Source organism: Nocardia arthritidis (genome assembly GCF_011801145.1).
In the GTDB taxonomy this organism is placed as follows: Bacteria; Actinomycetota; Actinomycetes; order Mycobacteriales; family Mycobacteriaceae; genus Nocardia; species Nocardia arthritidis_A.
This window is the reverse complement of record NZ_CP046172.1, coordinates 346560-362081: the sequence shown is the minus strand read 5'-3', so window position 1 is coordinate 362081 and position 15522 is coordinate 346560. Positions and strand designations below refer to the sequence as shown.

The window sequence follows — 15522 nt, the reverse complement described above, 5'->3', positions numbered from 1 at the left end:
TGTAGAATTGCTTAATGATTGTCCCGGCGAGCATGAGCGTGGAACGGCTGCGAGTGCTGCGCGAATTCGCCGACCGGGGCACCGTCACCGCGGTCGCCGCCGCGCTCTCGATGACCCCGTCCGCGGTATCGCAGCAGCTCAAGGTGCTGGCCAAGGAGGCTGGCGTGGCGCTGCTGGAACCCGACGGCCGCCGGGTCCGGCTCACCGACGCCGGACACGCGCTGGTGTTGCGCGCCGACGAGGTGCTCGCCGCCATGGACCGCGCCGTCGCCGAGATGGCGCACTACCGAGGCTCGCCGCGCGGGCAGGTGCGGGTCGCCTTCTTCCCGTCCGGCGCGGCGCTGCTGCTGCACCGGGTGCTCGGCGAACTCGGCGACAGCGGCGTCGAGATCATCGCGGGCGACGAGGATGTGCCGCCGACCGAAACCCAGCGGCTGCTGGCCGATTACGACATCGTGCTCACCCACCGCGACGAATACGCCGCCGCCGTCTCGGGTCCGCGGGTGGCGGCGCGGCCGCTGATGCGCGAACCCATCGACGTGGTGGTCGCGCCGACCCATCGGCTGGCCGGGCGCGCCGCGGTGACCCCCGCCGAACTCGCCGACGAGACCTGGATCAGCGTGCGCGGCGGCTTCCCGGTGGACGACGTGCTCAACTCGATCGCCGCCCTCACCGGGGTCCAACCGCGAGTCACACAGCGGCTCAACGATTTCCGTGTCATCGAAACGGTGGTCGCGTCCGGGTACGCGATCGCGCTGATGCCACGCTTCGTCGTCGTGCATCCGGAACTTTCGGTGCTGCGGCTGTCCGGGGTGCGCGCGGCCCGCATCTACGAGCTGGTCACCCGCCCGCACGCCGACCGCAGGCCCGCCATCGCGAAGGTGCTCGCCGCGTTCCACGCCGCCGCCGAACAGATCACCGGCCGTGCGTAGTGCGCTGCGCCACTTGGTAACCGCCACTGTGAGAGTGGCCTCCAGCAGCGGAAACCGGTTTCGGAAATGCGATAGCCGAAGCCTATGTTGAATTCTCGTGCGAGGTGAGAGATGGATGCGGCGCCTGATGTTGTCCGCGACGCTGGTGGCCGGACTTGTCGCCGCGGCACCGGCGGTGCGGGCCGAGCCGAGCGGTCCGGCGGGATGTGTGCCGTTCGGGACCGCGCAGCTGCCACCCGGCCTGCCGTCGTTCGGCGGCCACGAAGGTCTCGCCGATATGCCGGTATTCACCGGTGACGCCCCGCGCAGCGTCGAATTGCGCACGCAGCGAACGCAGTTCAACAACTACTGGGATTTCGCGCTGGTCGGCGACGAGCTGCTGACCCGGCCGCGCGGCGGCGCCGAACCGTGGCGCACCGTCGCACTGCCGGAATGCCTGCGCGGGCGCCTCACCGGAATCTCCATGGACGACGACGAATTGGCCGCCGTCGACGATGCGGGCTGGCTGTACACCATGGACAACACCACCCAGGCCCCGCTGTTCTGGAACTGGACCTCCGCCTTCGGCGCGCCGCTGTGGACGGGCACCGGCAAGCGGATGCCGAACAGCGCGCCGGGCACCTGGGCATTGAGCGTGGCCTCGCCGTTCAACAACCAGACCTATACCGATGTCGCGGGCCGCATCCACTACTCCGGCTGGGCCAAGATGACCATGGTGCCCGCACTCACCGGCGACGGCAGCCGCATCACCTACGCCGACCCGTGGCTGCCCGACGACAACAGCTACGAGATCGGCGGTCCGCTCGGCGGCCGCTTCCGGGCCGTCGCGCTCTCGGCGGCGGGTTCGACCACGTTCGTGATGAACCGCTACGGCGATATGTACACGCGGAACTTCGATTTCGATTCCTCCGGCAGCGATTCGGTGTTCTTCCGCTACAGCTGGGACGACCAGTCGGACAAGCCGACCGCGCCGAACGCGGCGCTGGAACTGTTGTCGCCGAGCTACGCCGCGATCCAGCTGCCCGCACCGGATTGGGTGCGCCAGCCCAAAATTCCCGGCACCGTCACTGCGGCGATCAGCGTGCACAGCACCGGCATCGGACCGGATAAGCGCGAGTTGCGGGTCGCGGGCAGCAGCGCGGGCCGCACCGGTTTCTGGCACAAGAACCTCGACGATCCGGCCTGGGCGTTCACCCCGACCGACGCGCCGCTGGACGGCTCGGCCATCGACAACACACCCGAGGACCGCTCCGCCGACACCCTCGCGGCGCCCGCGCCGTGGAACCTGACGGCGTCGCTGCCCGTCCGCGACACACCGATCGACGGGCAGCGTCTGATCGACTCCGTCGTGCCGTACTCGATCATCGACCCACGGATCTTCGATCGGGTCGATCCGGCGCGCCCGTCCGGATACCGGCTCGCCGTAGCGCATTTCGATCCGGCGGCCACCACCCGGGCCGCGACGGTGCTCGCACCGGACGGCGCCCGCATACCGGTGCTGCTGCACACCGCCGACGGCCTGCGCGCGACACCGCGCGCACCCGGCCTCGACGCCGAACCGCGCCACCTGGTCGGCGCGCTCGAAATCGACCGCGCCACATTCGATTCCCGCGACGCCGATCCGGCCGTCGCCGAATTCGTGCGAAATTGGATGAACGGTAAACGCATAATGCCGCTCTCGCTCAGCGCCACCGATCGCGATCTGATAGTCCGCTGAAATCGGCGACTCGACTGCCGGTTGGACGAATACGCGCAGATCAGGCGCTACGCTCCCCGCTATGACCACGATCGGTTCGGGTGAATTGTTCGAGCTGCGCTCGCGGCGCTGGCCGGATTGGCGCGCGCTGCTCAAACCGCGCCCATTGCACGCATCGCTGATCGTATCCGCCGCGGTGGCGTTGAAAGCATTCGAGATGTCTTTCGCCGCATTGCACGATCTTGCGGTGCGCAACCTCGTCGCACCGCATCTCGCCTCGAATGTGCCGATCGCCATCGACGGTTTGGTGGTGGGCTCCATCATCGCCACCGCCTCGTTCAAGAAAGGCAGCGTCGGGTGGTGGTACGCCACCGGGTTATTCGTCCTTTCGACGCTGGTTTCGGTCGGCGGGAATATCGAATACGCGCGGGAGATCGGCGGCGGCCTGGTATCGCTCGGCATATACGCGGGCATGCCGATGACGCTGCTTTTCGCGGTACACCTAACCCTGATGCTGTGGTCACGCGGCCGCGACAGCAAAGGCGCACCGCAGGCCGTCGACGAACCCGAACCCGTCATCGAGACGGCCGAACAGCTCATGCCACGCATCGACGCACTAGAGGTCGCCGCGCGCGCCGGGTTGACCACCCTGACGCCGCGGCCGACGGTGCGGCTCGACCAGTCCGAATCGGTCGAGCACCGCACCCTCGTCAGCACGGCGGGAAATAGCTGAGCCGCCGGAAACTTCTGTCCGGAAGAATAATTCATCGATGGAGCAGACCTATGGGGCTTACTGTCTGGCAGGACCTTGGTGTCGAGCAATTCCGCGAGGTCGCATTGCGGCTGGCGTCGGTGATCCAGAGCAGCGTCGACAAACCGGCGGCGCTGAACAAACTCATCGATGCCGCCGACAGCGGTGAGACATTCACCGATCTGTTGATCGAATACTCCGCGCGCTGGTTCCACGAGACCGGCGGCCAATCCATCCTGGTCGGACCGGAACTGTTCTGGCTGCTTTCCGAACCGACGCCGAAGAAGGTGCTCAACGGTGGCGCGCGCGGGCAGGAAATCATTGCCGAACAGGAACATACGGTCAGCCACCGCAGCCGGAAGCTATTGGTGGTCTGCGTGCTGGAAACGCTGGCGCAAAACCAATGGGTGACCAACGGAATCGGCGAACCCTACGCGGTGAACGGAATCAGCTGATTCAACGCGCCGCCGCGGCCGCACACAGTTCATGCACCAACCGCATTTTCGCCAGCACCGGCTCCGGCAGGACGAACGGATAGAGATCCGCATGGCCCATCGAACGATTCACCATATTCAGCGACCAGGCCAGCGGTAACCACAGTTCGATGATCCGGTCGAAGCCCGCCCGGCCGACCTGCGGGCGGTCGAGCGTGGCCCCGGCCGGCGCGAATCCGAACGCCGCCGCGGTATCCAGGGTGTCGCGGATATGCAGATAGTGCGCGAAGGTTTCGGCCCAGTCCTCGGCCGCGTGCATGGTGGCGTAGGAGGAGACGTACTCGCGGTCCCAACCGGGTGGCGCGCCGTCGGAATAGTGGCGCTCCAGCGCGGCCCGGTAGTCGGCGGACGGATCGCCGAACAGTGTCCGAAAGCGTTGCAGCGCATCGTCATCGGCGACCAGGATGGCGAAATAATAGTGGCCGATCTCGTGCCGGAAGTGGCCGAGCAGGGTGCGGTAGGGCTCGTCCATCTCGATCCGCAGCTGTTCCCGGTGCGGATCGTTGGCCTCGGCCAGGTCGAGGGTGATCACGCCCTTGCGATGGCCGGTCGTCACCGGATCGGTGCCACTGGACAGCAGGTCGAAAGCCAGCCCGCTCTCCGGGTTTTCGTCTCGGTCGACGATGGGCAGGCCCAGTTCGGTCAGCTCCAGGATCAGCCTGCGCTTGGCCGCCTCGGCCGCGGCGAAGGCGGCGAGTCCGGCGGCGTCCAGGTCGTTGGGGCGGGTACGAGTGAGGCGGCACGACTCGCAGAGCAGCGGTCTTGCGTCGGGTGTATCCGATTCGCGGACAGCGGCTTCCAGCCGGTCGGCGGGCCCTTGGTCGTCGTCCGGCAGCGCGACCAGCCAATTGCACTGCGCCACATGGAGATTGTCACAGAGCCGGAATCGGGCGGCGTCGACGATCCCGTTCGTCTGGTCGGCGGCTGGGTCGCCGAGCACCACCAGCGCGCGGTCGGCCAGGCTGAATCCCAGTGGGCTGGAACAGGACAGACAGACCGAATTCTCGAACGCCAACCGTTGGCCGCAGTTGGGACAGGCGAAATCGCGCACTACGCCTCCACCGGCGAGACATCGACCGAGACGGTGATCGTACTTTCCCTGGCGTCGGTGTAGATGATGCCGCGCAGCGGCGGCACATCGGCGTAGTCGCGGCCCCATGCGACCGTGACGTAGCGCTCGTCGGCGAATTGGTCGTTGGTGGGATCGAAACCGACCCAGTGGCCGTCGCGATCGTCCGGAATCCACACCGCGGACCAGGCGTGCGTCGCGTCCGCGCCGACCATGCGTTCCTTACCCGGCGGCGGATCGGTCGCCAGATAACCCGACACATATCGCGCCGCCAGCCCGTGCGAGCGCAGGCAGGCCACGCCGATCCGGGCGAAGTCCTGACAGACGCCCTCCTTCGCCGCGAAGACGTCGGCGACCCTGGTGGACACCGTCGTCGAACCCGATCGATAGGTGAAATCGCGGTGGATGCGGGTGTTCAGGTCGGCCACCGCCGCCAGCAGCGGGCGGCCCGGCGTCAGCGATTCGGCGGCGTACGCGGTGACCTCCGGCGTGATCTCGGGCGGCCGCAGATCCAGCGTGAACTCAACGGCGAGTGGACCTTTCGCCGTCGTCGGGCGAGCCAGCTCCCACGGCAGGCGCGCATCGACAACGCGGTCCGGCCTGGCGACCTCGACCACCGATACCCCCGACACCGTCAACTGCCGATGTTCGCTCGTGACATGGAAATACGTGGTGGTGTTGCCGTAGACATCGGCGCCGACCGAACGATCCGACGGTGCGGGTTCGATCTCGATCTCATGCGAAATCAACCGCTGCCCAGGGAATTCCCGCGGCGTCAGATAGGCGCGGCCGTATGAGCTGCTCACCTCGTCGGAGTAGCGATAGGTGGTGCGATGCTCGACGCGATAGCGCCGGGCGGCGTCGAGGCCGGTCACGTCGCGTCCTCGCTAGCGCTCGGCCGCGCCGCGACCGATGGTGCTGCGTCCATTGGTTCCCTCGCTTCGCTCGGTCACGGGACAACCCTCGTACTACCCCACAGCGGCTGAATGCTCAGCGGCACGGACAGTTTGGTCGTCTCGAAGGAATCAGACAGCTTACGCAGCCGCAGGTGCACTCCGTCGAGCAGTTCGGCCAGCTCGGTGCGCCTGCCCTGCTCGTCGGTGAGTTCCAGATCGTCCGGGTCGATCCGGCCCAGCATGCGCTGGGCGTCGGCCAGCAGCCGTTGCGGGCGTGAGGATCCCGACGCACCCGGCAGCGCCTGGAAGTCGGCCTCCAGCCGATCCAACTGGTAGGCAAGCGATCTCGGATTGTTCGCGTCGAAGAGCAGCAGCCCGGCCACCGCCGACAGCCGCACCGAATCCCGGTGCCTGCGCCGGTAACTCACCGACGATTCGGCGGCGCGCAGCACCGCCTCGATCACCACCGGCTCGGCATCGGGCGCGCAGGTCTGGGTGAGCGCCGACAGCAACCCCGTCAGCGCGATGCCACGCTCGATCCGCTTGCCGATATCCATGACATACCAGCCGGTGTCGCGCACCAGGGATTCGGATCCGATACCGGACAGCGAGAGCAGCGCGGCCAGCGTGAGCGAATGCACCGCCGTCAGCGCCGCCTCCTGATCCTCACCTGTCCACCGGTATTCGGCCAACGCCCGGTCCACCGCGCTGAGAATCATCCAGGTGTCCACCGACAGCTGGTCGCGCACCGCCCGCGCCGCATTGCCGTACCGATCGATGGCGAACGCCAGCGACCCGGGCAGTTCCCGTTCGATCGTCAACGCCTCCAAATAGTCGTGTCCCTCCCGCGACGCACCCGCCACCGCGGGCCACTCCGGTTCATCTGGTGGCCGAAGCACCAGCGCCCGCGACTTCGCCTCCGCCACAAGGGCACTCCCCACCGCCGCCCCGAGCTGCTCACCCGCCGTCACCGCCCCCTCCGCGCCGGAAACCCGCGTCTCGGTGGTCTGCTCCTGCGCCTTGATCACCGAACTCGCCGCGGCAGACCGAACTCGCTGCGCCGCATCGGAATCCGCGGCGCTCCCCGCGATTTGCGACTGCGCCGCAGACTGACCCGAGCCGCCGCCTGCGGCCGCGCTGCCTGCCGATTGGGCCTGCGCGGATGCGCCTATCGTTGACGAGCTCGACTGCCGCTGTGCCCCAGATGCTTTCGCCGCCGCACTCGGCCGCGCGGCCGATCCGGTGTCGGTTGCCGCCTTCGGCTCATCGGCCGACGAATTTGCCTGTGCCGCTGCGTCATCCGATGGCGGACCGGTGAACAGACAGGTGTCGGGAGCGATCGTCGCGGTGGTCTGGGCCAGGGCGGACATCAGGACCGCTACCGCCTCGGCCCCCTCGAGCCAGGGCCGGTAGCGGTAGTCCTGATAGCACTCGTGGGTCGCGATGAGCAGGCGCACAACGGCTTCCGCGCGCTCGCTGTAGCGGCCCATCCAGAACAGATCGTTGAGGACGCGAGGCGAGCTCACGGCATCCAGCATCGGCGGGCGGCGGCGTTCGCGTTCCTCGTGCGGCGCCTCGGTGCTGATCGCGGCCGGTGTCTCGGCGGCGCGCACCCAAACGTCCTTGGCGCCGACCTTGATGACGATGCGGTCCGGCCGGGTGCGCTGGCGCAGCTGTCCCAAACCGCCCGCCATCGCGGTGTATCCGACCCGGCGGGCCAGCGAGAACAGCCGCATCCCAACGGGTACCGCGGCCAACCCGCCATGGCCGTGCACCGCGGGCGCGACGGAGAATTGCGCGGGCTCCTGCCCCACCCATTCCCAGCCGCGATCCGCGATCCGCGCCCGCAGTTCCGCCCTTTGCGCCGTTGACAATTCGGGTCCATAACTCGTGCTGCCGTCCACCGCGGACCGGATGATCAGCTTGTCGAGCCGGGCGAGCAGATGTTTTCGTTCGGCGTCGTTACCGCCCCAGTAGGCGGGCGCGCTCTCCAGCAGCAGATCCTCGTCGAGCAGCGCCCGCGACACCGCGGGCAGAAATCCAGCTAGCGCCGGACTTTCGAGTAATCCGCTGCCGAGCGTATTGACGACGGTTACCGCGCCCCGGCGCAGCACCTCGACGAGCCCGACCACGCCGAGCCGCGAATCCGGGCGCAGGTCAAGGGGATCGGAGAATTCCGCGTCGACGCGGCGCAGCACGACATCGACGCGTTTCAGCGTGCCGAGCGAGCGCATCCACAGCGCGCCGTCGCGCACGACCAGATCCGCGCTCTCCACCAGTGGAAAGCCGAGTGTCGACGCCAAATACGCCTGATCGAAAGCGGTTTCGGAATGTACGCCGGGGCTGAGCACCACGACGACCGGATCGTTGTCGTCGGCCAGCGGTGCCGATTCGATCAGCATCAGCCGCATCGCCCGCGCGAACGGGGTGAGCGGGCGCGGGCTGGAATGTTCGAACGCCTCCGGTATCGCGGTCGAGACCACCCGCCGGTCGGCCAGCGCGTAGCCCGCGCCGGACGGCGCCTGCGCCCAGTCGGCGATCACCCGGAACTGTCCGTCGCTCCACCGGCTGATATCGCAGGCGTGCAGAAACAGCTGATGCCGGCCCGGCACGGTGATGCCGTGCGCGGCCCGCACATAACCGGCGCTGCCGAACACCACCTCCGGCGGCAGCAGTCCGGAGGTGATGGTGCGCCGCGGCCCGTAGATATCGGTCAGCACCTCGTCCAGCACCCGCGACCGCTGCACCAGGCCCGCCTCCAGCCGGGTCCAGTCATCGGAAGAAACCAGTAGCGGGATCGGGTCGAGCCGCCACGGCGCTGGGCCCGACGGTTCATCCGCGGCGCCGACCTCGGTGTATGTGATGCCGTCGTCCTCGATGAGCCTGCGCACCCGGCCGTCCAGCCTGCCGAGTCCGGCGGTGCCGAGCTCGACGAAATCGGCGGACAGCTCCGACCACATCGGCCGCACTCGCCCCTCGCCGTCGACGAGCTCGTCGTAATAGCCTCCGGTAGGTCTGCCGCATTCGTCGTATGCGGCGTCGCTGCCACCCTCGGCCCGATAGCGCGCGAACTGTTCGGCGATCTCCTCGCGCGTGCCGGAGCGCGCATCCTGCCGGAGCGCGTCATCGCGCATGGTCACCGCGCCGACCTCACTTCCGCTGCCCGAATGCCTACCGGTCGCTGAATGTTGTCCATACGGTCCGGGCGCGGCGCAGGTCGAGGATGCCCCGCGCTCCGGAATCGGCGAACTGTGCTGACATCTTCGCACGTAATTCGCCGAGATCGAGCCGGGTCGCGCTATGCCCCGCCGCCTCGAAGCGCCGATTGCGACGAGATTGCGCCACTACCGCATTGACCGGCGGCGTCTCGTAGGCGAGGCCGCCGGGGTGCACCACGTGGTAGGTGCAGCCGCCGCGGGACAGCCCGGTTTCGGCATCGATCAGATCGAAGATCAGCGGCGCGTCCACCGTGATGGACGGGTGCAGCGAGTTCGGTGGCTGCCATGCCCGGTAGCGCACACCGGCCACCTGCACATCGGTCTGGTCGGTGGCGAGCAGCGGCACCGGCCAACCGTTGCAGGTGAGCACGTGACGGCCGCGATCGGCGCCGACCACCCGCACCTGCAGCCGCTCCACCGACGAGTCGACATACCGGGCGGTGCCGGTGGCAACGGTCTGCTCCCCCAGCGTGTTCCACGGTTCGATCGCGCCGCGCAACTCCACCTCGACGGTGCCGAGCACCACGGTTCCGATGCGCGGGAACCGGAATTCGGTGAACGGGTCCAGCCAGCTCAGCTCGAATCCGATGCCGTGCGCGCGCAGTTCGGCGACCACCTCGGCGAGGTCGGCGAGCAGGAAATGCGGCAGCAGATAGCGGCCGTGCAGATTGGCACCATGCCGAATCAGTTTGGCCCGCAACGGTTTTTCCCACAGCATCGCGACCAGCGCACGCACCAGCAGCGATTGCACCATGGCCATCCGGAAGTGCGGCGGCATCTCGAATCCCCGCAGCTCGACCAAACCCATTCGGCCCCTAGCCGATTCGGGGTTGTACAGCTTGTCGATACAGAATTCGGCGCGATGGGTGTTACCGGTCAGGTCGGTGAGCAGGTGGCGCAACGCCCGATCGACCTGCCACGGCAGCCCGGCCGAATCCCGCGAGAGCCGGTCGATTTCGGCGAAGGCGATCTCCAGTTCGTACAGCGTCTCCTCGCGTCCCTCGTCCACCCGCGGCGCCTGGGACGTCGGGCCGATGAAGCGGCCGGAGAACACATACGACAGTGCCGGATGTCGCTGCCAGTAGGTGATCAGCGAAACCAGTAGGTCCGGGCGGCGCAACAGCGGTGACCGCGCGGGTGTTTCACCCCCGAGGGTGATGTGGTTGCCGCCGCCGGTACCGCCGTGCGCACCGTCGACGTCGAAGCATTCGGTGCCGAGCCGGGCCAGCCGCGCCTGCTCGTACAGCGTGGCAAGCAGTTCCGTCTGCTCGGCGAACGACACGGTCGGCCGCACGTTCACCTCGAGCACACCGGGATCGGGCGTGATGGAGAACGTATGCAACCGCGCGTCCGCCGGCGGGGCATAGCCTTCCAGCACCACCGGCTCGCCGAGTGCGGCGGCGGCCAACTCCACCCGATGCACCAGATCCAGGAAATCGTCGAGTTCGCTTACCGGCGGCAGGAATACGTGCAGCCTGCCCGAGTGCACCTCGGCGACCAGCGCGGTGGTCGGCGACCAATCCGGCGGCTCGACCGTCGCCGGTTCGTCACCGCGCTGTAGCAGCGGACCCAACACAAACGGATCGTGCTCGGGACGCGCGGGCGGCCGCCGCCAGGAAATCGAATCGAGCGGCAACCGCAACCCCGCCGGAGAATCCCCTTCCGTCAACACGATTCGCCCGAGCGGCGCGGTATCGGACCGCCCACGCCGCAACCGCCACTCCGCACTGGCCCACCCGGCCCCATCCTCGCGCCGGTACAGCGGCAGCACATACGCGACCGGTTCGGTGATCTCGGCGTCCAACCGGGCCAGCAGCGCCGCATCAGGCTCGCTTATCGGATCTCCTTCCGGCAGGCGCATTTTCGCGGCGATACGGGCCAACGGATCCTCGAACGCCGGTCGCACCTGCGTCAGCGGCAGACCCAACCCCTCGGCGATATGCACAACGAGCGCCCGGGCCTGATCCGCATCCGTGACCGAATTCGATTTCGCTACATCGGTATTCAGCGCCGCCAGCCGGTATTCGGCGGCCGATTCGCCCTGCGTCACCGCGACCTGCGGCAGCGGTGACACCGACGGCGTCATCGAGTCCCCGGAGCCGACCGTCGGACCGCCAGCCGCTGACGCCGGGTTCGGCGGCATCGAATCCGACTCGCGCCCAGGCGGAAACGCGGTCGGCATGCCTATCGCAGCACCATAAGAGCCGAAATCCACCGGATCTGAGCCCGAGATCGCTATATCGGCACTGGCGGCCGCGCCCAGAGACGTCGAATGCGCGCACAATTCCGGCCCGGCCTCTCGCGCGTCGCCGAAACCATCGACCTGCTCTGGTATCTCGGCGGGCTGCGGGACAGGCACGGTCAGCCCATCGGTCGGGTAAGCCGATCCTGCTATCGGGGGCGGTCAGGCCATCCGCTTCCATTGTCGGCGACCGAATCCCGTTCACCCTCGATACCGGGCGTATCCGCCGATCCGATCGGCGTCCACGGATCGGCGAGCAAGTCCTGCCTGGTCCAGACCGGCTCACCGTCGGCGCGCCAGGCGACCGCTATTTCCCAGCGCGGCAAGGGTTCTCCGGGGTACCACTTGCCCTGGCGGTATTGCACGATGCCGGTGGGTGCGTAGATCCGGCGGAGTCGGTCCGCCAAATCGATTGCGCGGGCGCGTTTGTGCGGACCGTCCGCCTCGGTGGTCCATTCCGGCGCGGTCCGGTCGTCGATGGAGACAAAGGTCGGTTCGCCGCCGATGGTGAGCCCGATATCCGCCCGCGCCATTCGGGCATCCAACGCGGCGCCGACCTCGGCGATGCGTTCCCACTGAGATGTGGTGTACGGCAGGGTGACTCGCGGATCCTCGTGAACGCGCCGCACGGTATTCGCGAAATCCATGGTGGCGCGGGTCGGTTCGGTGGCTCCGGTGATCGGCGCCGCGGAATTCGGATGCGGTGTCGCGGCAAGCGGGATATGTCCCTCACCCGCGAACAGTCCGGATGTCGGATCGAGCCCGATCCAGCCCGCGCCCGGCAGGTAGACCTCGGCCCACGCGTGCAGATCGGTGAAGTCCGCCGCCGGGCCGGATGGGCCGTCGAGGGAGGGCGCGTCCTGCGCCAACTGCACCAGATATCCCGAGACGAACCGCGCCGCCAACCCGAGTTCGCGCAGCACCGAAACCAGTAGCCAGGCCGAATCCCGGCACGATCCGAGCGCACCGCGCAGCGTGTGCTCGGGTGACTGCACACCGGGTTCCATCCGGATCGTGTACCCGACATCGCCGTGCAGCGCCCGGTTGAGCGCGACCAGGAAATCGATCGTGCGCGGACCGTCGGCGGGCGTATGCGCATGCACCCATTCGCGCACCAAAACGCCCGACCCGTCCACCGGGCGCAGATACGGCTCCAGATCCGCCGCCAACTCCGGCCGGTAGGCGAACGGAAAATGCTCGGCGTAATCCTCGACGAAGAAGTCGAACGGGTTGATCGCCTCGAGGTCGGCGATCAGCCCGACGGTAATCGACAACTCCCGCGCGGGATGCGGAAACACAAGGCGGGCAAGGAAATTGCCGAACGCGTCCTGCTGCCAGTTGATGAAGTGCTCGGCGGGGGTCACCCGCATCGAATAGGCGTCGATCCTGGTGCGCGAGTGCGGGGCGGGCCGCAACCGCACCACATGGGGGTGAACCCGCACCAACCGTTCGAAGGTGTAGGTCGTCCGGTGTTCGAGGGACACCTTGATGCCCATGAACCAAGTTCACCACACCCCGCACCGCCGATGACCGGAGTTCGGCCGACCCGCGACACACCCCGTACCGTCCCACCCCTTGTCGGACCCGAGTGCTAAGACCGAATCACGAACCGATCTCGCCCGGAGGCCCACATGCCCGCGCATCAGTGCCGATCCTGCGAATCCGCCGTCGACCACTGTCACGGCACGCTCATCGCCCACCTCGGCCGCCTGGTCGAATGCACCGAGGAAGACTGCGCCGACCTCGACCAGGCCCGCCACACCTTCATCGTCGACTGCGCCGATATCGCGGGCGGGTGTTCCTGTTACGCAGCGCATTCGGCGGCCCGCACCGGCTGAACCTGCGAGACGCGTCACACGTCGCCCGCCACCTGCTGTTATAGCTCGATGACCAAGTACTTAGGGGCGTGTGTCCTGGATCGAATCCGGCGAATACTTCCGAAAGGAAGATCATCGGACGAAAAGGACAAGCCTTGTTGAAGTTGAAGACGACAGCCGTCGCCACCGCCATGATCGCCGGGCTCATCGCACCGGCCGGGCTCGCGGCGGCGGAACCCGTCTCCGCGCCCGTCGAGGCCGGTCCGATTATCCAGGGCACCACCGGTTCGGCGGCGCAGGATCTGTTCTGGTCGTTTATGGAAGGTGCGTTCTGTGGGGTGATCGAGGTCTTGAAGGGCGGCGGAAACGCCGACTGCACCTTCTGATCCCGCGTTCTGCCCAGGTAGACCACCGACGACAGGGACGATATCCGATGCCCCGTACGCTGACCGGGTGAACTACGACCACCTCCTGCTGCCGTCCGGTGCCGCCTCGACGCTCGCCGAGGTGGACGCGTACCTCGCCACTCAGCAGGGTGTTCCGGAGACGGAGACGGTCGCGACGCTGGCGGCGCAGCTGAACAAAGCCAATGCCGAACTGCCCGAGGCGAATGCGTTCCTCAGCGCGGAGGTGGGCGGTGCCGCGACCGGCGCGGTGCTGCACGTGGCCTGCCCGTACGACGCGATCGGCCACGTCCGGCGGATACTGTTCGCGCTGGCGACCCCGCTGGGGTACGCGGTATACGATCCACAGCTCGCCTGGTTGATCGATCCGGCCGGGAGCGTCGCGGTGACGGTGACGCACGGCGGCGCGGGAGAGTTCCCGTATTTGACGAAAACCCTTGCCGAGCAATGGGTTTCGGAACTCACCCCGCCCAACCCGTATCTGATCGTCGAACGCGCCCCGCACGACTACATCCAGACCTACCTGGACAAGTCCGGCGTGTACACCCTCGAATACCGGGATGGCGCACCGGACAGGCACTTCGGCGTCACCATCCGGGATGCCGCGATGGTCGCCGAGCTGATCTGGGACTGGACCGCGGGCGACCGGTCCCGGTTGAACAGCATGCCGTGGTCACGCCTCGACCTGTAACCAATTAGCCTGTGCGACAAGCCGATTACTGATTCTGCAACGCCAGGCGCCCGGCCAGCGCGATGAAGGACGCGCCGAAGACCCGGCGCATCCAGGTCACCACCGCAGGCCGCGAGATGACGTGGTTGCGAACGGCCGCCGCGCATACGCCGTACACCGCGAAAACCGCGAACGTCGCGAGCATGAAAATCGCGCTGAGCTCGAGCATGCGCCGCAGCGCGTTCGCCGAACCGTTCGGCACGAACTGCGGCAGGAACGCGAAGAAGAAGATGGTCAGCTTCGGATTGAGCACATTGACCAGGATTGCCGAGGTGATCACCTGCCACGCCGACGGCGCGGGCTTATCGGCTTCCTCCTCGGGCACCGTCAGTGCACCCTTGTCCCGGAAGGTATTCCACGCCATGTACAGCAGATAGGCGACACCGAGATACTTCAGCGTCTGAAATGCGACGGCACTGGCGTTCAACAGTGCCGCCAGCCCGGTGATGGCCGCGACCATATGCGGCACCACGCCGAGGGTGCAGCCGAAGGCGGCGACAATGCTGGCCCGCGCGCCGCGCGAGAGCCCCGCCGCAAGCGTGAACAGCGCACCGGTGCCCGGGGTCGCGACGATGACGAGCGTGGTCAGCAAGAACTCGATGCTCATCCCCGACACAGTAACCTGTGCCGGGTTTATCGCAACCCCGTTGTTCCACCGGCGCTCAGAGCGCCCGCCGCCCGGAAAGCGCACGCCCGAGCGTCAATTCGTCCGCGAATTCCAGGTCGCCGCCCATCGGCAATCCGGACGCGAGCCGAGTTACCGTGAGCCCGGGGAAATCTCGCAGCATGCGCACCAGATACGTTGCGGTGGCCTCACCTTCGGTATTCGGATCGGTCGCGATGATCACCTCGGTGACATCGACACCGTCCTGCTGATTTCCGATGCGCGCCAACAACTCCCGGATCCGCAGCTGATCCGGCCCGACCCCGCTCAGCGGGTCGAGCGCACCGCCGAGCACGTGGTAGCGACCACGGAACTCCCTGGTGCGCTCGATGGCCTGCACATCCTTCGGCTCCTCGACCACGCAGATCATGGTGCGGTCGCGACGTGGATCGGCGCAGATGCGGCACAGCTCACCGTCGGAGACGGTGCCGCACATCACGCAGAACTGCACACCGTCGCGTACCTTCTGCAGGGCCGCCTGCAACCGGTCGATATCCGGGGGCTCCACCTGCAATAGGTGAAAGGCGATGCGCTGCGCGCTCTTCGGACCGACGCCGGGCAGCTTGCCCAGCTCATCGATCAGATCCTGAACCGGACCCTCGTACAACT

12 protein-coding genes and 2 pseudogenes are annotated in these 15522 nt (G+C 67.5%); 7 read left to right on the top strand and 7 right to left on the bottom strand.

The window, feature by feature from the left end:
• Positions 1-32: 32 nt before the first annotated feature.
• The 4 genes from F5544_RS01655 to F5544_RS01640 all read left to right on the top strand — a co-directional run bounded on the left by F5544_RS01655 (position 33) and on the right by F5544_RS01640 (position 3834).
• Positions 33-932, top strand: a complete 900-nt coding sequence (locus F5544_RS01655) for a LysR family transcriptional regulator (RefSeq protein WP_167478911.1) — start codon at positions 33-35, stop codon at positions 930-932.
• A 115-nt stretch (positions 933-1047) separates the two neighbouring features.
• Positions 1048-2649: a hypothetical protein gene (locus F5544_RS01650; RefSeq protein WP_174867241.1), complete on the top strand. Its 1602-nt coding sequence runs from the start codon at positions 1048-1050 to the stop codon at positions 2647-2649.
• Positions 2650-2710: 61 nt separating this feature from the next.
• Positions 2711-3361, top strand: coding sequence for a DUF2637 domain-containing protein (locus tag F5544_RS01645; RefSeq protein WP_167471524.1), 651 nt, complete (start codon positions 2711-2713; stop codon positions 3359-3361).
• A 50-nt stretch (positions 3362-3411) separates the two neighbouring features.
• Complete coding sequence (locus F5544_RS01640) at positions 3412-3834, top strand: hypothetical protein (protein ID WP_167471523.1); 423 nt, start codon at positions 3412-3414, stop codon at positions 3832-3834.
• Between the two features lies 1 nt (position 3835).
• Here the strand turns inward: F5544_RS01640 and F5544_RS01635 are convergent, their stop codons facing one another.
• The 5 genes and pseudogenes from F5544_RS01635 to F5544_RS01615 form a co-directional block, all read right to left on the bottom strand.
• Positions 3836-4924, bottom strand: coding sequence for a zinc-binding metallopeptidase family protein (locus F5544_RS01635; RefSeq protein ID WP_167471522.1), 1089 nt, complete (start codon positions 4922-4924; stop codon positions 3836-3838).
• Positions 4924-5817 carry a transglutaminase family protein gene (locus F5544_RS01630; RefSeq protein ID WP_167471521.1) on the bottom strand — a complete coding sequence of 298 codons (894 nt, stop codon included), beginning with the start codon at positions 5815-5817 and terminating at the stop codon, positions 4924-4926. The genes F5544_RS01635 and F5544_RS01630 overlap by 1 nt, the downstream gene beginning before the upstream one ends.
• A gap of 74 nt (positions 5818-5891) precedes the next feature.
• Positions 5892-8972, bottom strand: a complete 3081-nt coding sequence (locus F5544_RS01625; RefSeq protein ID WP_167478909.1) for a circularly permuted type 2 ATP-grasp protein — start codon at positions 8970-8972, stop codon at positions 5892-5894.
• A 37-nt stretch (positions 8973-9009) separates the two neighbouring features.
• Positions 9010-11013, bottom strand: a pseudogene (locus F5544_RS01620) (transglutaminase family protein); the annotation flags it as partial.
• 446 nt (positions 11014-11459) lie between these two features.
• Positions 11460-12794 (bottom strand): annotated as a pseudogene (locus F5544_RS01615) (transglutaminase family protein); the annotation flags it as partial.
• Between the two features lie 135 nt (positions 12795-12929).
• Between F5544_RS01615 and F5544_RS01610 the strand changes: the two are divergent.
• The 3 genes from F5544_RS01610 to F5544_RS01600 all read left to right on the top strand — a co-directional run bounded on the left by F5544_RS01610 (position 12930) and on the right by F5544_RS01600 (position 14210).
• Positions 12930-13136 carry a hypothetical protein gene (locus tag F5544_RS01610; RefSeq protein ID WP_167471519.1) on the top strand — a complete coding sequence of 69 codons (207 nt, stop codon included), beginning with the start codon at positions 12930-12932 and terminating at the stop codon, positions 13134-13136.
• Positions 13137-13270: 134 nt separating this feature from the next.
• Positions 13271-13501 (top strand): hypothetical protein, encoded by a 231-nt coding sequence (locus F5544_RS01605; protein WP_167471518.1) that lies wholly within the window; start codon positions 13271-13273, stop codon positions 13499-13501.
• 67 nt (positions 13502-13568) lie between these two features.
• Positions 13569-14210: a hypothetical protein gene (locus F5544_RS01600; RefSeq protein WP_167471517.1), complete on the top strand. Its 642-nt coding sequence runs from the start codon at positions 13569-13571 to the stop codon at positions 14208-14210.
• Between the two features lie 25 nt (positions 14211-14235).
• Here F5544_RS01600 and F5544_RS01595 read toward each other — a convergent pair whose 3' ends face one another.
• Both F5544_RS01595 and recR read right to left on the bottom strand, forming a co-directional pair.
• Complete coding sequence (locus tag F5544_RS01595; RefSeq protein ID WP_167471516.1) at positions 14236-14856, bottom strand: LysE family translocator; 621 nt, start codon at positions 14854-14856, stop codon at positions 14236-14238.
• A 55-nt stretch (positions 14857-14911) separates the two neighbouring features.
• A complete protein-coding gene (gene recR / locus F5544_RS01590) occupies positions 14912-15520 on the bottom strand; it encodes a recombination mediator RecR (RefSeq protein WP_167471515.1) in 609 nt (202 codons plus the stop codon).
• Between the last annotated feature and the right edge of the window lie 2 nt (positions 15521-15522).